This is a genomic window from Streptomyces inhibens (assembly GCF_022221585.1).
In the GTDB taxonomy this organism is placed as follows: Bacteria; Actinomycetota; Actinomycetes; order Streptomycetales; family Streptomycetaceae; genus Streptomyces; species Streptomyces inhibens.
Genome location: NZ_CP084681.1, coordinates 6,283,965 through 6,306,504 on the forward strand (window position 1 = coordinate 6,283,965; position 22,540 = coordinate 6,306,504).

The 22,540-nt window shown below is 71.6% G+C and carries 20 protein-coding genes; 10 read left to right on the top strand and 10 right to left on the bottom strand.

Features of this window, described 5'->3' with window-relative positions; genetic code table 11:
- Positions 1-74: 74 nt before the first annotated feature.
- Together msrA and KI385_RS28595 are read right to left on the bottom strand one after the other, a co-directional pair.
- Positions 75-782 (bottom strand): peptide-methionine (S)-S-oxide reductase MsrA, encoded by a 708-nt coding sequence (gene msrA / locus KI385_RS28590; RefSeq protein ID WP_238575023.1) that lies wholly within the window; start codon positions 780-782, stop codon positions 75-77.
- 135 nt (positions 783-917) lie between these two features.
- Positions 918-2,048 (bottom strand): hypothetical protein, encoded by a 1,131-nt coding sequence (locus KI385_RS28595; protein ID WP_238575024.1) that lies wholly within the window; start codon positions 2,046-2,048, stop codon positions 918-920.
- Positions 2,049-2,253: 205 nt separating this feature from the next.
- On the opposite strand from KI385_RS28595, the gene KI385_RS28600 reads away from it, so the two are divergent.
- Entirely contained in the window at positions 2,254-3,414 is a 1,161-nt protein-coding gene (locus KI385_RS28600; protein WP_238575025.1) for a cystathionine gamma-synthase, read from the top strand.
- A gap of 21 nt (positions 3,415-3,435) precedes the next feature.
- Here the strand turns inward: KI385_RS28600 and KI385_RS28605 are convergent, their stop codons facing one another.
- The 3 genes from KI385_RS28605 to KI385_RS28615 form a co-directional block, all read right to left on the bottom strand.
- Positions 3,436-3,684 carry a hypothetical protein gene (locus KI385_RS28605; protein WP_238575026.1) on the bottom strand — a complete coding sequence of 83 codons (249 nt, stop codon included), beginning with the start codon at positions 3,682-3,684 and terminating at the stop codon, positions 3,436-3,438.
- A complete protein-coding gene (locus tag KI385_RS28610) occupies positions 3,681-4,145 on the bottom strand; it encodes a sigma factor-like helix-turn-helix DNA-binding protein (protein WP_238575027.1) in 465 nt (154 codons plus the stop codon). The genes KI385_RS28605 and KI385_RS28610 overlap by 4 nt, the downstream gene beginning before the upstream one ends.
- Positions 4,146-4,319: 174 nt before the next feature.
- Positions 4,320-4,820: a MarR family winged helix-turn-helix transcriptional regulator gene (locus KI385_RS28615; RefSeq protein WP_128510058.1), complete on the bottom strand. Its 501-nt coding sequence runs from the start codon at positions 4,818-4,820 to the stop codon at positions 4,320-4,322.
- Positions 4,821-5,135: 315 nt separating this feature from the next.
- Here KI385_RS28615 and ilvA point away from each other — a divergent pair, with 315 nt between their 5' ends.
- From ilvA to KI385_RS28630, 3 genes are all read left to right on the top strand, one after another.
- Positions 5,136-6,335, top strand: coding sequence for a threonine ammonia-lyase (gene ilvA, locus KI385_RS28620; protein WP_238577887.1), 1,200 nt, complete (start codon positions 5,136-5,138; stop codon positions 6,333-6,335).
- Between the two features lie 285 nt (positions 6,336-6,620).
- A complete protein-coding gene (locus tag KI385_RS28625; RefSeq protein ID WP_238575028.1) occupies positions 6,621-7,739 on the top strand; it encodes an ATP-binding cassette domain-containing protein in 1,119 nt (372 codons plus the stop codon).
- Between the two features lie 35 nt (positions 7,740-7,774).
- Positions 7,775-8,617 (top strand): ABC transporter permease, encoded by an 843-nt coding sequence (locus KI385_RS28630; protein WP_425357101.1) that lies wholly within the window; start codon positions 7,775-7,777, stop codon positions 8,615-8,617.
- 100 nt (positions 8,618-8,717) lie between these two features.
- On the opposite strand, the gene greA is transcribed toward KI385_RS28630, so the two are convergent.
- Positions 8,718-9,215, bottom strand: a complete 498-nt coding sequence (gene greA, locus KI385_RS28635) for a transcription elongation factor GreA (protein ID WP_128510056.1) — start codon at positions 9,213-9,215, stop codon at positions 8,718-8,720.
- A gap of 239 nt (positions 9,216-9,454) precedes the next feature.
- Entirely contained in the window at positions 9,455-9,865 is a 411-nt protein-coding gene (locus KI385_RS28640; RefSeq protein ID WP_238575030.1) for a DUF4307 domain-containing protein, read from the bottom strand.
- Between the two features lie 130 nt (positions 9,866-9,995).
- On the opposite strand from KI385_RS28640, the gene mca reads away from it, so the two are divergent.
- Complete coding sequence (gene mca / locus KI385_RS28645) at positions 9,996-10,868, top strand: mycothiol conjugate amidase Mca (RefSeq protein ID WP_238575031.1); 873 nt, start codon at positions 9,996-9,998, stop codon at positions 10,866-10,868.
- Positions 10,869-10,872: 4 nt separating this feature from the next.
- The gene (locus KI385_RS28650) at positions 10,873-11,124 is read left to right on the top strand and encodes an RAMP4 family protein (protein WP_128510053.1); all 252 of its coding nucleotides are present in this window, start codon (positions 10,873-10,875) and stop codon (positions 11,122-11,124) included.
- Between the two features lie 261 nt (positions 11,125-11,385).
- Here KI385_RS28650 and KI385_RS28655 read toward each other — a convergent pair whose 3' ends face one another.
- Positions 11,386-14,658, bottom strand: a complete 3,273-nt coding sequence (locus KI385_RS28655; protein ID WP_238575032.1) for a tetratricopeptide repeat protein — start codon at positions 14,656-14,658, stop codon at positions 11,386-11,388.
- A 146-nt stretch (positions 14,659-14,804) separates the two neighbouring features.
- Between KI385_RS28655 and KI385_RS28660 the strand changes: the two genes are divergently transcribed.
- The 4 genes from KI385_RS28660 (at position 14,805) to KI385_RS28675 (ending at position 19,867) form a co-directional block, all read left to right on the top strand.
- Complete coding sequence (locus tag KI385_RS28660) at positions 14,805-16,850, top strand: thioredoxin domain-containing protein (RefSeq protein ID WP_238575033.1); 2,046 nt, start codon at positions 14,805-14,807, stop codon at positions 16,848-16,850.
- A gap of 196 nt (positions 16,851-17,046) precedes the next feature.
- Positions 17,047-18,051 (top strand): MDR family NADP-dependent oxidoreductase, encoded by a 1,005-nt coding sequence (locus tag KI385_RS28665; RefSeq protein WP_238575034.1) that lies wholly within the window; start codon positions 17,047-17,049, stop codon positions 18,049-18,051.
- A 74-nt stretch (positions 18,052-18,125) separates the two neighbouring features.
- Positions 18,126-19,460 carry an amidase gene (locus tag KI385_RS28670; protein WP_238575035.1) on the top strand — a complete coding sequence of 445 codons (1,335 nt, stop codon included), beginning with the start codon at positions 18,126-18,128 and terminating at the stop codon, positions 19,458-19,460.
- A 29-nt stretch (positions 19,461-19,489) separates the two neighbouring features.
- Positions 19,490-19,867, top strand: a complete 378-nt coding sequence (locus KI385_RS28675; protein ID WP_238575036.1) for a MerR family transcriptional regulator — start codon at positions 19,490-19,492, stop codon at positions 19,865-19,867.
- 94 nt (positions 19,868-19,961) lie between these two features.
- On the opposite strand, the gene KI385_RS28680 is transcribed toward KI385_RS28675, so the two are convergent.
- Both KI385_RS28680 and KI385_RS28685 read right to left on the bottom strand, forming a co-directional pair.
- Entirely contained in the window at positions 19,962-20,588 is a 627-nt protein-coding gene (locus KI385_RS28680) for a TetR/AcrR family transcriptional regulator (RefSeq protein ID WP_238575037.1), read from the bottom strand.
- Between the two features lie 11 nt (positions 20,589-20,599).
- The gene (locus KI385_RS28685) at positions 20,600-22,189 is read right to left on the bottom strand and encodes an MFS transporter (protein WP_238575038.1); all 1,590 of its coding nucleotides are present in this window, start codon (positions 22,187-22,189) and stop codon (positions 20,600-20,602) included.
- Positions 22,190-22,540: the final 351 nt, after the last annotated feature.

The window sequence follows — 22,540 nt, forward strand, 5'->3', positions numbered from 1 at the left end:
GCACCGCCGTGGCAGCGGCACGGAGGACCCTCAGTCGGCACGGTGCCGACCTGGCCCGGACGCCGGCCGACCTGTCATTCCTCCGTCGGTGCCGGGGCGAGTCCTGTGGGGCATGAGGCCCCCCAGTTCGTCTCGAACGGGGTACTCAGCTTGACCCCCGTCCCGCCGATCCCGCAGTACCCCGCCGGATTCTTGTCGAGGTACTGCTGGTGGTAGCCCTCCGCCGGATAGAACGGGCGGCTGTCGGCGGGGAGGATTTCGGTGGTGATGTCGGCGTAGCCGGAGTTGTGGAGGACGGTGCGGTAGGCATCGCGGGAGGCTTCGGCGGCCTGTTGCTGGGCGGGGGAGTGGGTGTAGATCGCGGAGCGGTACTGGGTGCCGACGTCGTTGCCCTGGCGGAAACCCTGGGTGGGGTCGTGGGACTCCCAGAAGAGCTTCAGGAGGGACGTGTAGGGGACGACTGCCGGGTCGTAGACGACGCGGACGGCCTCGGTGTGGCCGGTGTGGCCGCTGCAGACCTCTTCGTAGGTGGGGTGTGGGGTGTGGCCGCCCTGATAGCCGACGAGGGTGGTCCAGACGCCCTCGGCCTGCCAGAACTTCCGTTCGGCGCCCCAGAAGCAGCCCAGGCCGAAGTCGGCGGTCTCCAGACCGTCCGGGTACGGGCCGAGCAGCGGGTTGCCGAGGACGGTGTGCCGGGCGGGGACGGTGAAGGCCCGTTCGGGGCGGCCTTCGAGCGCTTCCTCGGGGGTGGGGAGGTGGGTCTTGAAGCGGGAGAACAGCATGAGGATCAGGCTCCTGAGGAGGGAGAGGGGACCTGAGGGGGCATGGGGATCAACACCGGGGGAGGGGACGGCATTCCGCGGACGGTTACCCGCCCTCTTTTCCTTATCCGCCCTATTTTCCCGGCGGCACCCGCCCTACTTTCCCGGCGGCGGAAAGCCCGCCGAGGTGCCGCCGAGCTGTTCCCAGCCGGCGATGGCCAGGGCGCGGTAGGCGGCGTACTCGGCGGCGGGGCTGCGGCCGTAGGACCAGGGGACGGCGCCCACATGGCCGTCGACGAGACGGAGCTGCTCCATGGCTTCGGCGTAGCGCTCGGCGCGTACCAGGAACCAGACGAGCAGATGGCGGACGTGCGGTGCCATGGGGTGGTCGGCGGGCGCCTCGCGGAGCGCGAAGTGGGCGCCCTCGATGGCGCGCTCGACGACCGCGCTCTGGTAGAGGCTGCGGACCATGTTGGCCTCGGGGAGGTGCTCGTAGACCGCGAAGAGGGGGAGGGCGGGGAGGAGGGTGCCCGCGGGGGCGGCGGCCGCGGCGCGCTCGGCGAACGCTTCGGCCTCCGTGCGGGAGCCGTGCCACTTCTGTGACCAGTACGGCAGCGCGGCCAGATGCGCGCCCATGTGCTGCGGGGCGCGCTGGGCGACCTTGGACCAGAGTTCCTCGTAGTCGGCCGGGCGGTCGCCCAGGCCGCGGGCGACGGCCAGCTCGGTGATGTACGGGATCGGGCTGCCGGGCGCCAGCAGCGCCGCCTCCCGGCAGACCGTACGGGCCTCCTCAAGGATCATGCGGAAGTCCTGCGAGCCCGGATCGCGCAACGCCTGGACGACCAGGAACTGGGCGTGTGTCTGGGCGCCGCCGGGGTCCTTGGGGGCCTCGGAGCGCCAGGTGCGCAGCCAGATGCCGCCGGTCCGGCCCCCGCCGCCCTGTTCCGTGCCGCCCTCGGCCAGCTCGAACGCGGCCGCGCCGGCCAGCGTCTGCACCCGCTGCCAGCGGCGCTCCCAGTCGTCGCCGGTGGACTTCAGCAGCTCGGCCGCCGGGCGCCAGTCGTGCGTCCGCCGCATCTCGGCCAGCGCCTCGTCCAGCTCCTGGTCGGGGCCCGGCAGCCGTACGTCGAGCTGCTCCAGCGGGACGAAGCCGTAGCCGGCCATCGGGTCGGTGGCCACCACCAGACCCTGCCGGGTGTGCTGTACGGCCCGCCGGCGCCGCATCCAGGGCAGGAAGACGAAGCCGCCGAGCGTGAGCGCGGCGAGGAGAACCAGCAGAGCATCCATGTGGGGTGTCCTGTACCTGTAACGGTGCGGCGTGCGGGCGTACGCGGAGCGGTCGGGCGGGTGGAGCGGGGCCGCAGCACCGCGGTGGGAACCGGTGTGCGGTCCTTCGTATGTATCCACTATCCAGCGAACCAGAAAGTTCCGGAAAGTTCGGCCCTGCCACAGGCGGCGCCCTCGGGCGCGGGGCCGACTACCCTCAGCAGGCATGAGCGATCAACGCGACCAGCGCCCCCAGCATTTTGAAACCCGTGCCATCCACGCAGGTCAGGAGCCCGACCAGGCCACTGGCGCGGTGGTGCCGCCCATCTATCAGGTGTCCACTTACAAGCAGGACGGCGTGGGCGGGCTGCGCGGCGGCTATGAGTACAGCCGCAGCGCCAACCCGACCCGTACCGCCCTGGAAGAGAACCTCGCCGCCCTCGACGGCGGCCGCCGCGGCCTCGCCTTCGCCTCCGGCCTCGCTGCCGAGGACTGCCTGCTGCGGACCCTGCTGACCCCCGGCGACCATGTCGTCATCCCCAATGACGCCTACGGCGGGACGTTCCGGCTGTTCGCGAAGGTCGTCGAGCGGTGGGGCGTGGAGTGGTCGGTGGCCGACACCTCCGACCCGCAGGCCGTACGCGAGGCGCTGCGGCCCCGTACGAAGGTGATCTGGGTGGAGACGCCCAGCAACCCGCTGCTCGGCATCAGCGACATCGCGGCGCTGGCCGGCATCGCCCGCGAGGCGGGCGCCAGGCTCGTCGTCGACAACACCTTCGCCAGCCCCTACCTTCAGCAGCCGCTCGCCCTCGGCGCCGACGTGGTGGTCTACTCCACGACGAAGTACATGGGCGGTCATTCGGACGTGGTCGGCGGCGCCCTGGTCGTCAACGACGACACCCTCGGCGAGGAACTCGCCTACCACCAGAACGCGATGGGCGCGATCGCCGGACCGTTCGACGCCTGGCTGGTGATGCGCGGCATCAAGACGCTGGCCGTCCGTATGGACCGGCACAGCGCCAACGCGGCACGCATCGCGGAGCTGCTGGTCTCCCACAAGAAGGTGACCCGCGTCTACTACCCGGGGCTGTCCGAGCACCCCGGCCACGAGATCGCGGCCAAGCAGATGCGGTCCTTCGGCGGCATGGTGTCGTTCCAGGTCGCGGGCGGCGAGCAGGCGGCGGTGGAGGTCTGCAACCGGGCCGGGCTGTTCACCCTCGGGGAGTCGCTGGGCGGCGTCGAGTCGCTGATCGAGCACCCGGGGCGGATGACGCACGCCTCGACGGCCGGTTCCGCGCTGGAGGTCCCCAACGACCTCGTACGCCTCTCGGTCGGCATCGAGTCCGTCGACGATCTGCTGGCCGATCTGACCCAGGCACTGGGCTGACGGTCCGGTCGTCGCCGGCGTTCACCACCCCTCCACCGGAGGGGTGGTGCGGACCGGTGGCGGCGTCCAGGGCTGGGCGACGACCGCCCAGGCCAGAGCCGTCAGCGCGAGGAGCGCGAGCAGCCAGCCGATGCGGCGCAGCACCCGGCGGTGCGCCTTACGACGGCGGCCGCGGGCGGCGGCCCGGACGGCCAGATCGGGCGGTACGAGCGGATGCGGCCCGGCCAGCATCCGCCGTACCTCGGTCTCCTTGCGGTCGGGCAGGCTCATGGGGCCGCCGGTTTCGGTTCGGGCCGGCGGCTGCGCATCTCCGCGAGGGCGCGCAGGCACAGCGCGTGTACCCGCTCGGTGGGCAGGCCGAGTTGGGCGGCGGTCTGCTCCTCGGCCACGCCTTCGTAGAGACGTAGGACGAGCACCAGCCGCTCCTGTGGGGACAGCCGGTCCAGGAGCCCGCCGCGTGGCCGGCGGTGCCGCCACGCGGTGTGCGCGAAGTGGGCGGCCATCTCCTGGCGGGTGCGCTCGTAGGGATCCTCGCCGCGCAGCCGGTCCCAGACGGCGTAGGTCCGCGACAGCGCGCAGGTCAGCAACTCCTCGGCGGCCGGGGCGGGTCGGGATACCGGCTCACCGGTGAGCAGGGCGGCGGTATGCAGCAGACGGCCCGCCGCGCCCGCCACGAACACTTCGAACTCCCGGGCGTGGCGGCGCTCCTGCGCCAGTCGCCGCTCTCGCACCGCGCCTCCCGGATGACGGACACCCGACCCTTGGCGCTCCTATAGCACGGCAGTGCGGCCACCGGGTCAAGAGGCGCGGCGGACGTGGCGGACGCGGCGGACGGCGGGCAGGCGGCCGCCCGGCGCGGTCCGGGCGCGGGACCCGCCGACGTCAGGACGTCGGAACCGCCGACGTCAGGACGTCGGGCCCGCCGGCGTCAAGGACGCGGTGATGTCGGCGAGGGAGGCGTTGAACCGCGTCAGGAGCGTGGTGAACGCCTCGCGTTCCTCCTCGGACCACTCGTCGGTCACCAGGGCCATCAGCGCACGGCGCGAGGCCCGCACCTCGTCCAGACGGGCGTGGCCGCGCTCGGACAGCTGGAGCACCACGGCCCGGCCGTCCTCGGGGTGGGTGGCGCGGCTGACCAGCCCGGAGTCGACCAGCGGGGCGACCTGCCGGGTGACCGTCGAGGAGTCGATGCCCATGCCGGCGGCCAGGGCCTTGACGCCCATCGGACCTTCCTGGTCCAGGCGGTTGAGCAGCAGGTAGGCGGCGCGGTCCATGGAGTTGCGCGCCTGCCCGACGCCGCCGAGCCGGCTCTGTTCTGCGCGGCGGGCGAAGACGGCCACTTGGTGCTGCAGCGCGTCGAGGAGAGCGGGGTCGGTGTGGGTCGTCATGTCCGAAGAGGTGGGCATGGCCGGGAGCTCGCTTCATGGGGTGTGTACGGATTGGAGGACAGAGTACGCGGACCCGGCGCGGAGCGTACCTGCGCTGTCCATTCCGATAACGCCCCGTAACCCCCGGGCGGCCGTAGGGGACGCGCGGTCCGGCAGCTGCCCGCCGCGGGCGTGACACGCCCTGCGACCAGGAAGGTCCGCCCGTCGGACAAAAAGGCCCGCCGGTCGGCAAACTGCGAGACTGGCGGCATGGCCGATCACACGCCGCGTACGCCGCACGAGACCCCCGCCGCACCCCCCGCCGATGGTCCGGTCACCGCGGGCGCGCATGCCATGATCACGGTCGATGAGGTACGCGAGGCGCACAAGATGCTCTCCGGTGTCTCCCGGGCCACCGCGATGGAGGGCAGCCGCTATCTGTCCGGGCTGGTCGGCTCCCCCGTACATCTCAAGTGCGAGAACCTCCAGCGCACCGGCTCCTTCAAGATCCGTGGCGCCTATGTACGGATAGCCGGGCTCTCGGCGCAGGAGCGGGCGGCCGGTGTGGTGGCCGCGAGCGCGGGCAACCACGCGCAGGGCGTGGCGCTCGCCGCGTCCCTGCTCGGTGTCCGGTCGACGGTGTTCATGCCGGTCGGCGCCCCGTTGCCGAAGGTCGCCGCGACCCGCGACTACGGCGCGGAGGTGCGGCTGCACGGCCAGGTGGTGGACGAGACGCTGGCCGCCGCCCAGGAGTACGCACGCGAGACCGGTGCGGTCTTCATTCACCCCTTCGACCACCGCGACATCATCGCCGGCCAGGGCACGGTCGGCCTGGAGATCCTGGAGCAGTGCCCGGAGGTGCGCACCATCGTCGTCGGGATCGGCGGCGGCGGGCTCGCGTCGGGCATCGCGCTAGCGGTCAAGGCGCTGCGGCCGGATGTGAAGGTCATCGGGGTGCAGGCGGCGGGCGCGGCCTGCTATCCGCCGTCGCTGGCGGCCGGGCGTCCGCTGGCGATCGAGGGGCTGTCGACGATGGCGGACGGCATCAAGGTGGGGCGGCCCGGCGATGTGACGTTCGGGATCGTCGAGGAACTGGTGGACGAGGTCCGTACGGTGACCGAGGACCAGCTCTCCAGCGCGCTGCTGCTGTGCCTGGAGCGGGCCAAGCTGGTGGTCGAGCCGGCCGGGGCCAGCCCGGTGGCGGCGCTGCTGGCCGACCCGGGTCACTTTGAGGGGCCGGTGGTCGCGGTGCTGTCCGGCGGAAACGTCGACCCGTTGCTGATGCAGCGCATCCTGCGGCACGGTATGGCCGCCGGCGGCCGCTATCTGTCGCTGCGGCTGCGGCTGACGGACCGGCCGGGGGCGCTGGCGATGCTGCTCGGTGTGCTGTCGGTGGTCGATGCGAACGTCGTCGATGTCGGCCATGTGCGTACGGATCCGCAGCTCGGTCTGACCGAGGTCGAGGTGGAGCTGCATCTGGAGACCAAGGGGCCGGAGCACTGCGACGAGGTGCGCGCGGCGCTCGGCGAGGCGGGGTACGTCGTCGCGGAATGAGTGGACGACGCCGATAAGCGAACTACGCCGATAGAGGATGGGACGTGCGGCGCCGCGGGTATACCGTGGCGCCGCACGCATGTTGGCGAACAGGTGTTCCCGTTCTGTTCGTGCGGTGGAAATCGAAATTCGATCGCGATGTATCGCGTTCGTGAGTAGCATCGCGGCTGCGAGGGCGCCGGGTGAGTCATGGCCTCCCGCTGCGGACAAATGCCCACAGGGCAGGCGAAGTCCGCGAAACGTAATATTCGACCTGGAACTGACCCAAGCCATGGGAGTACCCATATGCCAGGCGCCATTTACGCCGAAGGTCTGGTGAAGACCTTCGGTGACGTGAGGGCACTGGACGGCGTCGATCTCGACGTTCCCGAAGGAACAGTCCTCGGAATGCTCGGCCCCAACGGTGCCGGCAAGACCACCGCCGTACGGGTCCTGACGACCCTGCTCCAGCCCGACCGGGGCAAGGCGGTGGTCGCCGGGATCGATGTCCTCGCGCACCCTGACCAAGTGCGCCGGTCCATCGGCCTCTCCGGCCAATTCGCCGCCGTAGACGAGTACTTGACCGGCCGCGAGAATCTGGTGATGGTCGGGCAGCTCTACCAGATGAGCGGTCGCGACGCCAAGCGCCGGGCCGCTGAGCTGCTGGAACGCTTCAATCTCGGCGACGCCGCCGACCGCACCGCCAAGACGTACTCCGGCGGTATGCGCCGCCGGCTCGACCTCGCGGCCGCGCTGGTCGTCAGCCCGCCCGTGATGTTCATGGACGAGCCGACCACCGGCCTGGACCCGCGCAACCGCCAGGCGCTGTGGGACGTCATCCAGGAACTGGTCGCCGGCGGTACGACCCTGCTGCTCACCACGCAGTATCTGGAGGAGGCCGACCGCCTGGCGCACGACATCTGCGTCGTCGACCACGGCAAGGTCATCGCCCGCGGTACGTCCGACCAGCTCAAGGCGCGCACCGGCGGTGAGCGCGTCGAGGTCGTGGTGCACGCCCCCGAGCACCTCTCCATCGCCGACGAGGTCCTGCGCGGCTTCGGCAAGGGCGAGGGCACGATCGAACCGCACATCCGCAAGCTCACGATCCCGGTGACCGGCGGCGCCAAGCTGCTCGCCGAGGTCATCCGCGAACTGGACACCCGGGGCGTGGAGATCGACGACATCGGGCTGCGCCGCCCCACCCTCGACGATGTGTTCATCTCGCTGACCGGGCACGCCGCCGAGGCCGACGAGAACGGCGCGAACGGCAAGAACGGTGGCAAGGGCGGCGGGGGCGCCGTCGGGCGGCAGAAGAAGGGCAGGAAGGGCGCCGAGCCGGGCGAGCCGGTCGCGCCGAGCGGTGCGGCCGCCGCGGCCGAAGCCGTGGACGCCGGCGTGACGACGAACAAGGAGGGCGTGAAGTGACCACGGTGACCCGAACGGCCGGTGGTGACGCCCGCATCCGGACCCCACAGTCCCGCGGCGGCCTCGGCCGGTCCATACGCGACTCACTCGTCGTCGCCAAGCGCAATCTGATCCGGATGATCCGGATCCCCGAGGTAGTGATCTTCGGGCTGATCCAGCCGATCATGTTCGTGGTGCTGTTCACCTACGTCTTCGGCGGCTCCATCAACATCCCCGGCGCCCCGGCGGGCGACGCCGAGGCCTATCACGAGTTCCTGATGGCCGGGATCTTCGCGCAGACCGTCACCTTCGCCACGGCGGGCGCCGGCGCGGGCATCGCCGACGATATGCACAAGGGGCTCATCGACCGGTTCAGGTCGCTGCCGATGTCCCGCGGCGCGGTGCTCACCGGCCGAACCCTCGCCGACCTCGTACAGACCGCGCTGACGCTGGTGGTGCTGGCGGTCGTCGCGCTGCTGATCGGCTGGCGCACCCACGAGAACATCGCCGGGGTGCTGGCCGGCTTCGCGCTGCTGCTCCTGCTCGGCTACGCCTTCTCCTGGATCGGCGCGCTCATCGGCCTCTCGGTGCGTACGCCCGAGGCGGCCACGTCCGGCGGGCTGATCTGGCTCTTCCCGCTGACCTTCATCTCGAACGCCTTCGTCCCGGTCAACGGCATGCCGGCGTTCCTGCAGCATGTCGCGGAGTGGAACCCGTTCAGCGCGACGGTGGCCGCGGCCCGGGAGCTGTTCGGCAACTCCATCGACCGGGTGCCGAAGTCGGTGACCGGCGCCTGGCCGATGGAGCACCCGGTGCTGGCCTCGGTGATCTGGTCCGTCCTGATCATCGCGTTCTTCCGGACGCTGGCGGTCCGCAAATACCGGTCGGCCACGGCCTGAGGGGCGTACGGCGTGGAGCACGCCGACGGCGTACGACGCAGCGAAGCGGCCCGGAGCCTCACGCTCCGGGCCGCTTCGTCGTCTGCGGGCGTCTCGGGCCTCAGCCCGTGTACGGCTTGGCGTCGAGAATCTTCACGGACGCCTTCTTGCCGTTGGGGAGCTCGTACTCCGCGGCGGCGCCGACCTTCTTGCCGTTCACGCCGGTGCCCAGCGGCGACTGCGGGGAGTAGGTCTCGATGTCCGAGCTCGCGTACTCCCGCGAGGCCAGAAGGAACGACAGCGTGTCGTCCGGGTCCCCGTCGAACGCGATGGTGACGACCATGCCGGGAGCGACGACGCCGGTGGCGGCGGGGGCTTCGCCGACCTTCGCGCTCTGCAGCAGCTGGGTGAGCTGGCGGACGCGAAGCTCCTGCTTGCCCTGCTCTTCCTTGGCCGCGTGGTACCCGGCGTTCTCCTTCAGGTCACCTTCCTCGCGGGCCGCCGCGATCTTCTCGGTGATCTCGGCGCGTGCGGGACCAGACAGGTGCTCCAGCTCGGCCTTGAGCTGGTCATACGCCTCCTGGGTAAGCCAGGTGACGTTCTCGCTGGTCTGGGTCACAGGTGCTCCTCGTCGGTACTGGGGATAAATCAAACGCCCTACCAGGAAGGTTTGCGCCTTCACAGGTGGGCGAAACCACGAGCCTAACAATTCCGGCACAAAACGGGGAAGAGGAAATTCACAGTGACCGCACAGGAACGCATCATCGCTGATCAGAGGCGGTCACGACACGCCCTGCCGATGAGCGGGTGGGCGCGGTCAGGTCGCTTCGGTTGACTTTGGCCGGGGGGTCCGGTCGGTCAGCGGCTGCCGGACACCGTACAGCCGACCAGCACCGCGTTGGTCGCCCGCTTTGTCGTACGCACTGTGACCTCGGTGTCCACCTGGTCCGCGCGCCGGTCGATGGTGACGTCCTTGCGGCCGACCTCGGAGCCGTCGGCGGACTGTGAGCGGAGCGTGCACACACCCTTGTCGTCCGTGCCCTTGACGACCTCGAGATGGACCTTGACCGCGTGGTCGGACACCGCGTCCCAGGTGATCACCCGGCCGCTGAGATCCTGCCCTGTGATGTACGAGACGCCCGCCCAGCCGATCACGCCCAGCAGCGCGACGCCGAGCACCGAGCCGACGATCTTGAGCTTGCGGTCCGCGCGCTGGTCGGCGGAGCGGCCGTAGCGTCCGTCCGGGAGCCCTTCGCGCACCGCGGTCATGATCAGTCCTCCTGGTACGGGGACCTGGACCATGAACCCCCGGGGGGTCCCCGCCCCAGGGAATACAGCGCCCCCTTGCTTCGGTCACTATAGGAGGCATCTTCTCCGGCCCTTCACTGAGGATCGAGTCTTGACTGAGCAGCTGCGATTGATGGCGGTCCACGCCCACCCCGACGACGAGTCGAGCAAGGGTGCGGCCACCATGGCCAAGTACGTGTCCGAGGGGGTGGACGTGCTGGTCGCCACCTGCACAGGCGGTGAGCGAGGCTCCATCCTGAACCCCAAACTCCAGGGCGACCCGTACATCGAGGAGCACATCCACGAGGTACGCAAGAAGGAAATGGACGAGGCTCGGGAGATCCTGGGCGTCAAGCAGGAGTGGCTGGGCTTTGTCGACTCCGGGCTGCCCGAGGGCGACCCGCTGCCGCCGCTGCCCGAGGGCTGCTTCGCCCTGCAGGACGTCGACGAGGCGGCCGGGCGACTGGTCAAGCTGATCCGGGAGTTCAAGCCGCAGGTCATCACGACCTACGACGAGAACGGCGGCTACCCGCACCCGGACCACATCATGACCCACAAGATCACGATGGTGGCCTTCGAGGCGGCCGGCGACCCGGAGAAGTACCCGGAGGCCGGTGAGCCCTGGCAGCCCCAGAAGCTCTACTACAACCAGGGCTTCAACAAGCCGCGCACCATCGCGCTGCACGAGGCGCTGCTGGAGCGCGGCATGGAATCGCCGTACGGCGAGTGGCTGGAGCGCTGGAAGCAGTTCGAGCAGCGCGAGCGCACGCTGACCACGTACATCCCGTGCGACGAGTTCTTCGAGATCCGTGACAAGGCGCTGATCGCGCACGCCACCCAGATCGACCCCGACGGCGGTTGGTTCCGGGTGCCGATGGACATCCAGCGGGAGGTCTGGCCGACGGAGGAGTACGAGCTCGCGAAGTCTCTCGTGGACACTTCCCTCCCCGAGGACGACCTCTTCGCGGGCATCCGCAACAATTGACCCCATGATGAGCGCGACCAGCACCCTCGCCCTGACGCACTTCGTCACCCTTGCCGACAGCTTCGACAAGGACAAGGTGACCCCCGGCGTCCTCGGCTTCATCGTCTTCGCGGTCATCGGCGGCGCCGTGTGGCTGCTGATGAAGTCCATGAACAAGCAGATGAAGAAGGTGGACTTCGAGGAACAGCCGGAGGACACCGAGGCGGGCACCACCGCCTCGGCGACGTCGACAGCACCGAAGCCGAAGACCAGCTGAGGTCCAAGGACGGCCGGTCCCGGCCGCGAGGACCGGGTGGTCCGCGCGGCCGAAAGGGCCGCGGGGCCGGGCGCTGCGTGAAGACCGGGTGGCGGTCGATGGCCGGCCGAATGGCTGTGGCCGGCTGACCGGCCCGGCGGCTCGCTGATCCAAGCGGTCAGCGAGCCGGGGCCGATCGCGACCGGACCGTCACCGGCCGCCGGTGCACCACCGGCGGGCGGACCGGGCGGCGTGCCACGCGCACGCCGCCGGAGGCCGTCGTCACTCCGCGATCGGTGCGACCAGCACCCCCATCACCTCGCGCGCATGGCGGTTCGGCACCATGCCGAGGCGCCATGCCTGCCAGCCCGTTTCCGGCTCCACCCCGCGGTCCAGCAGCAGGGCGAACGCCTCGGCGCAGTCCTCCAGCTTGGAGTCGCGGGCCGCGTGCTTGTCCCGGATCAGCTGCGCCAGTTCCTCCTGGGCGACGGCCGCGCCCACGACGGATCCGCCCGGTGAGGCGAGCGGCAGCAGCGTGACGCGCAGAAAGCGCGCCCAGTCCTCGCCGCGCCGGTCGCCGTAGCCGGCGAATGTCCGCGCCGCCTCGTCGGCGAGCTCCAGCGCCTGTGCCGCCCGGCCGTTGCCGGCATCGATGATCACCAGTTCCAGGCAGGACCATGCCTCGCCGTGCGGTACTCCTATCCGCTGGAAGTCCTTACGGGCGTCCTGCAGCAGCTGCCGGGCGAAGCCGCTGTTGCGCAGCGAACCGGTCTGTTCGGCCCGCAGATCACGAGTGACCCGCCCCGAGTGGTGCCGCGCGCACGCCAGGCCGTAGCCGTCCTGCATCCGGCTGAACATCGTCCGCGAGCGCTCCAGCTGCCGCAGCGCCGCATCGTGTTCGCCGCGCTCCTCCAGCGCCTGGCCCAGGTAGTACATCGTCCAGGCCTCACCCCGCGCGTCCTCGTGCTGATGGTGCAGCGGCAGCGCCTGCCGCAGCTGGTCCACCGCGGGCCCCGGATCGTCGTCCACCAGCCGGGCGCGGGCCAGCTGTGTCATCGCCCAGGCCTCGCCGCGCTCGTCGTGCGTACGGCCGTAGAGCTCCATCGCCGCGTGCAGGGCGCTCTCCGCCCGCGGCACATCGCCCATCCGCAGATACACCTGGCCGAGCTGGAAGTGTGCCCACGCCTGGCCGTGCACGCTCTCGCTCTCCTCATGGAGCTCCAGCGCCTCCCGCAGCATGGCGATGGCCTCGCTGATCTGCGCCCGGTCCCGCTCCACCGCCGCCAGGGCGTGCAGCGTCCAGGCCCGGTCGCCGTGCATGTCCGCACCGGACTGCAGCTCCAGCGCCTCCCGGAGCTTGGCCGCGGCCTCCGTGAGATTGCCCTGCTGCTGGAGCGTGATGCCCAGGTCGCGCAGCGCACGGGCGGCGCCGGCCGGATGCTGCGCCTCGAAATACAGATCGACCACCGACGACAGCGTCGTACGGGCCTTGTCCAGCTCACCGAGCTGCCGGGCCGCCACACCGGTCCGCCACTGCACCGAGCGGACCAGCAGTCCCTGGCCGACGGCCCGGGTCAGCTCGCTCAGCTCGCCCAGGCGGTAGAGGTCGCCGCGCAGCAGGCAGTAGTCCGCCAGCGCACCCAGCAGATGCGAGACCGCCGCCTGGTCCACGCCCTGGTCGGCGTGGCGCAGCGCGGACGTGATGAAGCTGGTCTCGTCGTCCAGCCACTGCAGGGCCGCGTCCAGGGAGGTGAAGCCGTGCGATCCGAAGCGGTCGGCGCGGGTGGAGGTATTGCCGTCGACCAGCCGGATCACCGAGTCGGCCAGCTCCGCATAGCCGCGGATCAGCCGCTCCTGGGCCGCGCCGCGCTCGCCGGGATCCTCCTCGTCCTCCAGCCGGTCGTGCGCGAAGGTGTGCACCAGTGCGTGCAGGCGGTAGCGCTCGCCGCGCACATGCTCGATCAGCCCCGCCCGGGCCAGCGTCGCCAGCTGCCGCTCCGCCTCCGCGTTCTCGACCCCCAGCAGCGCCGCCGCGGCCGCGGCTCCCAGGCTCGCCCGGCCCACCAGCGCCAGCCGGCGCAGCAGCCGCCGGGCCGTCTCCGTCTGGTCGGCGTAGCGCAGCGACAGCGCACGCTCCACCGCCGGCACCGGGCGGTGGGCCGCCAGGTCCGTGGCCAGCGTGGCGGCGGTGCGCGAACCGAGCGAGGAGCCCGCCACCCGCAGTGCCATCGGCAGGCCAGCGCACAGCTCGGAGATCTCCTCGATCGCCTGCGAGTCGTACGGCCCGCTCTCGCCCGCGGCCTCCTCGTCGGCGGTCGCGCGCAGCAGCTCTTCGGTGCCCACGGCGTCCAGCGGCCCCACCGGCAGCTGATGCACCCACGCCTGAAGGTCCGCGGGCAGTTCGAGCGGTGTACGGGAGGTGACCAGCACCAGGCTGTCGGACCGCTCGGGCACCAACGTGCGCACCTGCTCGGGATCCGCGGCGTCATCCAGCAGAACCGTCACCGGGAGGCCCGTCAGATGATCGTGATACAGCTCGGTGAGCCGCTTGACGTGCTGTTCCTGGGACGGCCGCTCACGGAACAGCAGCTGCTCGCGCGGCGCCCCCAGGCGGTTGAGCAGATGCAGCAGCGCGTCCCGGGTCGGCAACGGCACCTCACCGGGCGTCTCGCTGCGCAGATCCACCACACACGCGCCGCGGAACTGATCGCGCAGCTGATGGGTGGCCCGCACCGCCAGCGCCGTACGCCCCGAGCCCGGCTCACCGTGCAGCACCACCACCGTCGGCTTGGTCTCCGTGCTCGCCCGGGCCGCGTGCACCCACTGCGCGATCTGTGTCAGCTCCGCCCGCCGCCCGGCGAACGGGCCGTCCGGGCGCGGCAGTTGGGAGAAGGAGTGCTCCAGAAGGGACCGCTGCCGGGCCGCCGCGCTACGGTCCGCACCGCGCAGCTGAGGCCCCCGGGTGGTCTTCGAGGCCGCGGGCTTGGCGGCGTTACCGCTGCCCCGGGCCGCCGCCGTCAGCATCCGCTGCTGGTCCAGGAACGGCCGGATGCCCCGCACCTCCAGCGCCGTCAGCCACTGCAGCCGCAGCTGCTCGGGGCCGCCCGGCCGGCCCCGCATCCCCGCCTCCCGGTGCGCCGCCGGCCAGTGGCCCGCGGTCAGCTTCACGACCGTGGCCGCCGCGCCCGCCACCGCCACGGCGGCCCCGGCACCCAGGGCCGCGCCCGCGCCCGTGCCGTACGCGAGGTCCGTGCCGAAAGCCGCCACCGCCGCCACGGCCGTCGCCACCGCCGGGGTGCCCAGTTCCTTGCGCGACAGCCGCTGCCCCAGCGACGACCGACCGGCGGCCTCCTCGTCCAGCGCCCGGACATACGCGGCGTACTCCTCGGCGGCGCTGGCCGCCAGATCCTCCAGCGCCGCCCGCGCTCTGCCGCTCAGCGAGTCCCCGTCGAGGCGCCCGCCCGAGCGCCGCACCTCTTCCTCGACAGCCCTGGTCAACAGCGCTTCCGCTTCCGCCCGGTGGCCGTCGCGCAGCACAGCCAGTGAGCCCGGCATGCCATCCCCCTCCAGCAGTTCCAGCAGTCTCCAGCGGTGATCGTCGCCGTACGCACAGTGTTCCGCGTCCGCACGAATTCCGGCAGGCCTGTGGATAACTCCCTCCGCTCCCGACTCACCGAGCCCCTTTGGGAGAGGATGGACCCATGCCGAACCGCCTGGCTCATGAGACTTCCCCGTATCTGCTTCAGCACGCCGACAACCCGGTCGACTGGTGGCCCTGGTCCACCGATGCGTTCGAGGAAGCCCGGCGGCGCGGTGTGCCGGTGCTGCTCAGCGTCGGCTACAGCTCGTGCCACTGGTGTCATGTGATGGCCCACGAAAGCTTCGAGGACCAGGCCACCGCCGAGCTGCTCAACGAACACTTCGTGGCCGTCAAGGTGGATCGCGAGGAGCGCCCGGACGTCGACGCCGTCTACATGGAGGCCGTGCAGGCCGCCACCGGCCAGGGCGGCTGGCCGATGACCGTCTTCCTCACCCCCGACGCCGAGCCCTTCTACTTCGGCACCTACTTCCCGCCCGAGCCCCGTCACGGCATGCCGTCCTTCGGGCAGGTCCTGGAAGGGGTACGCAGCGCCTGGACGGACCGCCGCGACGAGGTCGGCGAGGTCGCCGGCCGGATCGTCGCCGACCTGGCGGGACGGTCGCTGACCGAGTCGCTGCCCGCGGACCGGCGGCCGCCGCGCCCCGAGGAGCTGCACACCGCCCTGATGGGCCTGACCCGCGAATTCGACGCGGTGCACGGCGGATTCGGCGGCGCGCCCAAGTTCCCGCCGTCCATGACGCTGGAATTCCTGCTCCGTCACCACGCGCGCACCGGCTCCGCGGCGGCCCTGGAAATGGCGCAGGCGACCTGCGCGGCGATGGCCCGCGGCGGCATCTACGACCAGCTCGGCGGCGGATTCGCGCGCTATGCGGTGGACGCGAACTGGACCGTGCCGCACTTCGAGAAGATGCTCTACGACAACGCCCTGCTGTGCCGGACCTACGCCCACCTGTGGCGGTCCACCGGCTCGGACCTGGCCCGTCGGATCGCCGTCGAGACCGCCGACTTCATGGTCCGCGAACTGCGCACCGAACAGGGCGGCTTCGCCTCCGCGTTGGACGCGGACAGCGACGACGGTACGGGCCGGCACACCGAGGGCGCGTACTACGTATGGACGCCGGAGCAGCTGCGCGCCGTACTGGGGGAGAAGGACGCCGAGTTCGCCGCCACTTATTTCGGCGTCACCGAGGAGGGCACGTTCGAAGAGGGCGCCTCGGTCCTCCAACTCCCCGACATCGAGGGCCTGATGGACGCCGCGCGGGTGGTCTCCGTCAAGGAGCGGCTGCTGGCGGCGCGCGCGGAGCGGCCGCGGCCGGGGCGGGACGACAAGGTCGTCGCCTCCTGGAACGGGCTGGCCATCGCCGCGCTCGCCGAGACCGGCGCCTACTTCGGCCGCCCGGACCTGATCCAGGCCGCCACCGACGCCGCCGACCTGCTGGTCCGCGTCCACATGGACTGGCAGGCCCGGCTGCACCGCACCTCCCGCGACGGCGCACCCGGCGCCAACTCGGGCGTTCTGGAGGACTACGCCAACGTCGCCGAGGGCTTCCTCACCCTGGCCTCGGTCACCGGGGAGGGCGTCTGGGTGGAGTTCGCGGGCTTCTTCCTGGACACCGTGCTGCTCCAGTTCACCACCGAGGACGGCGCGCTCTACGACACCGCTGCCGACGCCGAGGCGCTGATCCGCCGCCCCCAGGACCCGACCGACAACGCGACGCCCTCCGGCTGGACCGCGGCGGCCGGCGCGCTGCTGTCGTACGCGGCGCTGACCGGCAGCGAGCTCCACCGGGACGCCGCGGAGCGCGCCCTGGGCATCGTCACCGCACTCGGCGGCCGGGCCCCGCGCTTCATCGGCTGGGGGCTCGCGGTCGCCGAGGCCGCGCTGGACGGGCCTCGCGAGGTCGCGGTCGTCGGCCCGCACGGCGACCCGGCCACCGTCGCGCTGCACCGCGCCGCGCTGCTCGGCACCGCCCCGGGAGCGGTCGTCGCGCTGGGCTCCCCCGGGTCCGACGACGCCGACGAGGTGCCGCTCCTCAAGGACCGCCCCCTCGTCGACGGCGGACCGGCCGCCTACGTCTGCCGCCACTTCACCTGCGAGCGGCCGACCACGGACCCGGAGGAGCTGACGGAGCGACTGCGGGGGTGAGGCGGGAGGGCGGGGTCCTCCGGGGGCCGGTAAAGCGGCCTTCTACCGGGGTCCTCCGGGGGCGTCGGCACAGCGGCCTTCTGCCGGGGTCCTCCGGGGGCGTCAGCACAGCGGCCTCCTACCGGGCCCCGCCTCAAGTCCTAGGACCAGCGACCGGATTGACCTTGACGTGCGCGTCAAGTTTTAGCCTCGGGGCATGACGAACCGCACGCACCGCGAAGTCCGCCTGGCCGCCCGCCCCCAGGGGCCGGTCACCGAAGACCTCTTCGAGATCGTGGAGGTGCCGGTCCCGGAACCCGGGCCCGGCCAGGTCCTGGTACGCAACACCCTGATGGGCGTCGCCGCCGTGATGCGCACCCTGATGGACGAGACCAGCGTTGTGCCGATGCCCTCCTACCAGCTCGGTGAGCCGCTGCACGGGTCCGCGATCGGCGAGGTGGTCGCCGCCCCGGGGACCGACCTCGAGCCGGGCGACCTGGTGGAACACTTCCTCGGCTGGCGCGAGTACGCCCTGCTGGACGCCGGCCAGGCGCACCGGCTCGACCCTGACCTGCTGCCGGACCCGGCCGGCCACCTCTCCCAGGGCCCCACCGCCTGGATGGGCGTGGTGCGCGGCGCCGAAGTGCGCCCCGGCGACACGGTCTTCGTCACCGGTGCGGCGGGCGGTGTGGGCTCCCTGGCGGGCCAGGTCGCCCGGCTGCGCGGTGCCACCCGGGTCATCGGCAGTACGGGATCGCAGCAGAAGGCGGACCGGCTGATCAAGGAATTCGGCTATGACGCGGTGGTGATACGCGGCGCGGGCCCCATCGAGGAGCAGCTGCGCCGGGCCGCCCCGGAGGGCATCGACGCGCTCTTCGACAACGTGGGCGGCGAGCAGCTGCAGGCCGCCATCGCCGTCGCCAACAGGGGCGCCCGGCTCGCCATCGTGGGGGCGCTCTCCCGCCAGCTCTCCCAGGACGGCCCGGCCACCACCGAGATCGACACCTTCTCGCTGCTCTCCCGCAGCATCACCCTGCGCGGCGTCGCCCTCTACGACCACCTGGACCTGATCCCGGAGTGGAACGCGCAGTTCGGCAAGGGCCTGCGCGACGGCACACTCACCTTCCCGCACGCCCGGCTGCAGGGCATCGAGCAGGCACCGCGGGCGCTGCGCGAGCTGACCGAAGGACGTCATCTGGGCGCCGTGATCGTGGAGTTGTGAGGTCAGGGGCAGGGAAGCCGCGGTGAACGGCGAGCAACTGGCCGCTGTCAGTGGCCGGTTGTAGCCTGCACAGCGTGACGACCTTGCTCGGGCATCGACCCCTTGTCCAGGAAGCCGCGGCGTTACGGGCCGGCACGGACGGCCCCGTCGACGCGGTGAACCGTTCGTGTGACCGTATCGACGCGATCGATCCGCAGGTGCGGGCGTTCGTGCCGGAAGACGGGCGGCGTACGCGGCTCCTGGAGGCGGCGAAGCGAAGAGCGGCGGCCGGTCCGCGGGACGCCGCCGGCCGGCCCGCCCTCTACGGCGTTCCCGTAGGCATCAAGGACATCGTGCGGGCCGACGGTCTGCCGACCCGGGCGGGCTCGGCGCTGCCGCCGCAGGTGCTCGGCGGCCGGCAGGCCACCGTCGTCGACCGGCTGTGCGCCGCCGGTGCGCTGATCGCGGGCAAGACCGTGACCGCGGAGTTCGCGGTCACCGCCCCGGGCCCGACCCGCAATCCCCACAACCCGGCGCATACACCGGGCGGTTCGAGCAGCGGGTCGGCGGCCGCGGTCGCCGCGGGGATGGTGCCGCTGGCCATCGGGACGCAGACCGTCGGCTCGATGATCCGGCCCGCGGCCTACTGCGGAGTGGTCGGCTTCAAGCCCAGCTACGGGCGGATCCCGGTCGACGGGGTGATCCCCAACGCCGCCAGCTTCGACACCCTGGGGTGTTACGCCACGGACGTGGCAGGCGTTGCCCTTGCGGCGTCGGTGCTGGTCGACGGGTGGCGGCAGCCGGGTCCGGGGCGGGCGCGGCGCCCGGTGCTGGGCGTGCCGGCCGGCCCCTATCTGGAGCGCGCCGGCGACGAGGCCCTCCGCGCCTTCGAGGAACAGCAGGAAGTTCTACGGGCCGCCGGGTACACGGTGCACGAGGTGCCGGTGATGGACGACTTCGAGAGAATCGTCGAGCAGCTGTTCACCATGAACCGCTATGAGGTCGCGCGGGCGCACGCCGCATGGTTCGCGCGCTACGGCGACCGCTATCGGGAGCAGACCACGGCGGCGATCCGGCAGGGGCACACGATCGGGGACGCCGCCTATGAAGCGGCCCGGATACGACGGGGAGCGTTCCGCGAACGGCTCGCGGCGGACGGGGCCGCCGCCGGTATCGACCTGTGGATCGCCCCGTCGGCCACCGGCCCCGCGCCCGCCGATCTCACCACCACCGGCACCTCCATCATGTGCCTGCCCTGGAGCAACGCCGGCCTCCCGGCCGTCAGCCTGCCCGCCGGCCACGCCGCCAACGGGCTGCCGCTCGGCCTCCAACTCATCGGCGAATACGGCGCGGACGAAGCCCTGCTGTACGGGGCGGCCGGAATCGAGGGCGTACTGAACGGGACGGCGGAGGAAGCGAGAGTGCACTGAAGGGGACAGCGGGGAAGGGGGAACGGCGGATGCGTATCGGAGACGCGGCGGCGGCCGTCGGACTGACACCGCGGACGCTGCGCTATTACGAGCAGCAGGGGCTGGTGGAGGCCCGCAGGACACCGTCGGGCCATCGCGAGTACGACGCGGAGGACATCCGCCGGCTGCGCGCCGTACGCGAACTGCGCGAGGCGGGCCTGACCGTGGGCGATGTACGGGCCTTTGCGCATCTGCTGCGCACCATGCCGCCCAGCGGGGTGCCGGAACTGATTCCCAAGGGCCCGCACTCAGGGGCCTGTTCGGCCGCCGAGACCGTGGTCCGGCACCGGCTCGCCGAACTGGACGCGCATATAGAGAGGCTGACGCAACTACGGACGCGACTGGCGGCCCGGCTGGGCGAGCCGTGAGAGCCGGAGGAGCCGGAAGAGCGGGGAACGGCGAGAGACGCGGGCGCATCGGACCCCGCGCCGGGCCCGCACCTCTCCCCGCACGCCCCCGCCCTCAGAGCGTGAGCCCCCGCGCCAACACGTCCATCGTCTGATGGATCAGCGCCTCCAGGTCGGTGGTCCGGCCCTCCTCGACCCAGCTCAGCATCGCTTCCTGGAGCGCGGCCAGAATCGCCGTGCTGATGACCCGCAGCTCCAGGTCGTCGGCCGGGCGGCCGGAGCGTTCGGCCAGTACGGCGCTGATCATCGCGGCGTCCCGGGCGATGTTCTCCGCCGTACGGCCCCGGATGGCGGGCACCTCGCGGATCAGCCGGATGCGCTGGACGAGTTCGGCACGGTCCTCCGCGGTGATCTTGCGCAGCGCCTCGATGGTGACCTGCCGCATCGACTCGACCATCGGCTCGCCCGCGGGACGGGCCCGGATCCCGGCCTCCAGCACGGTGTCGTACTCGTCCGTGAGCACGATGTCTTCCTTGGAGGGGAAGTAGCGGAAGACCGTGCTCGGCGAGACATCCGCGGCCTCGGCGATCTGATCGATGGGCGTCGCGTCGTAGCCCTGCTCCTCGAAGAGCCGGTAGGCGGCCCGCCGGATCGCCTGCCGGGTCTGGATCTTCTTCCGCTCACGCAGCCCGATCTTCGGCGTCCCGGGCGGCGTAGTGGCGGATGTACGTGCGGAGACCATGGGCCTCATTGTCAGGCATCAGGTGTCCCAGGGGCCACGGCCTCGTCCGCACGCATACCGGGCTCCGCACGCATACCGAGCTTCGTCGGCGTACCGGGCTCCGTACGCCGGCCGCGCCGCCGCGCACGCGGGTCGGGCAGGAAGGCGGCCGTCAGCGCCGCCGCGACCAGCGCCGCGATCCCGCACAGCAGCAGGACCAGGCTCATCCCGTGCAGATAGGCGCGGTCCGCCGATGCGGCCAGTTGCGGTATGCCGGTCCGCTCGGCCACCAAGTGGGCGGCCACCACCGAGTCCCCGGCCGCGTCGGCGGCCCGCGCGGGCAGTCCGGCGGTGTCGACCCGCTCGCCGTACGCCCCGGCGAGCAGACTCCCGAGCAGCGCCACGCCCAGCGAACCGCCGAACTGCCGCACGGTCATCAGCAGCCCCGACCCACTGCCCGCCCGCTCGGCGGGCAGGGCCCCCAATGCGGCGTCCATGGCGGGGACCATGGTGAAACCGAAGCCGACGCCGGCGATGGACAGCCACAGAGCAGTAGCGCCGTACCCGTCGTGCACGTCCGTGGTGGAGCCGAGGAACGCGGCGCAGGCCAGGACGGTCAGGCCGCCGGTGATGACGGGGCGTGGGCCGATGCGTTCGGCGAGCGCGCCGCTGCCCTTGGCCGCGACCATCAGCCCGGCCATCATCGGCAGCATCCGCAGCCCGGTGCCGAACGCGTCATGGCCCAATACGGCCTCCAGGTACGGCGGGAGAAGGAACATCAGGCCGGACAGCACCAGCGTGCCGAGCGCGGCGGCGACGGTGTTCCAGAGAAAGCCGGGGCCGCGCAGCAGCCGCAGGTCGAGCATCGGCCGGTCCAGGCCGCGGCCGCGCAGCACCAGGCCGGTGAGCAGGGCGACGGACGCGGCGAGCGCGGTCACCACGAGCGGGTCGCCCCAGCCGCGCCCCGGACCCTCGATGATGCCGAACACCAGGGCTCCGAGCCCGGCGACGGTGAGCACCGCGGAGAGCGCGTCCACCTTCGGTGAGCTCGGGTCGCGGGTCTCGGGCAGCAGGAAGACGCAGGCGGCGATGCCGATCAGCACCAGCGGGACGTTCACGAAGAAGATCGAGCCCCACCAGAAGTGGTCCAGCAGCCAGCCGCCGACGAGCGGGCCGAGCGGGAGGCCGAGCGCCGAGGCGGCGGAGATCGCACCGACCGCCTTGGGCCGCTCGTCGGGCCTGAAGAGCGAGGGCAGCACGGACATCGCCAGCGGCATGATCAGCGCCGCGCCCACGCCCATCACCGCGCGGGCCGCGACGATGAGTCCGGGGCCGTCGACGAGGGTGCCGAGCAGCGAGCCCACGAGGAAGATCAGGAGGCCGGTGATCAGCATCCGCCGGCGGCCGAACCGGTCACCGAGGAGCCCGGCCGGGAGCATCAGGGCGGCGAACACCACGATGTAGGCGTCGGCGATCCACTGTTGTTGTCCTGTGTCGGCGCCCAGTTGGGCGGCCATCGTCGGCAGCGCGACGTTGAGGATCGTCGTGTCGAAGCCCAGCACGAGCATGGCGGCAACCAGCGCGCCGAGCGCCCACCAGCGCCGGTCGGTCTGTGAAGTCATGGCACACCTCTGAGAGTCGGCCGTCCGAGATCGTGTCGGACGTGAGAAGCCGGGAACGGAACCCGGGCCTGAAGTGACAGTAACTCGCAAAAGAAAGAGACTGTCAATTATTGACGGGATCCTGACTGTCAGTGGCGTGTGTCACTCTGTGGCGTGGGGACCGTTACTTTCGGTGATGTCTTGAGGGGTGACGCCTAAGTGGGGTGTCTTGACTTGAGGGGGATGTCTTGAGGGGTGAGGGGCATGCGACGGCGCGCGAAAGCCCCCACACGCCAGATGGCCGCGGCCTCAAGGCCGCGGCCACGGTGGCGCGAGGGGGCGGGGGTGCCTGCCGGTCAGGGCCGGGGTGGC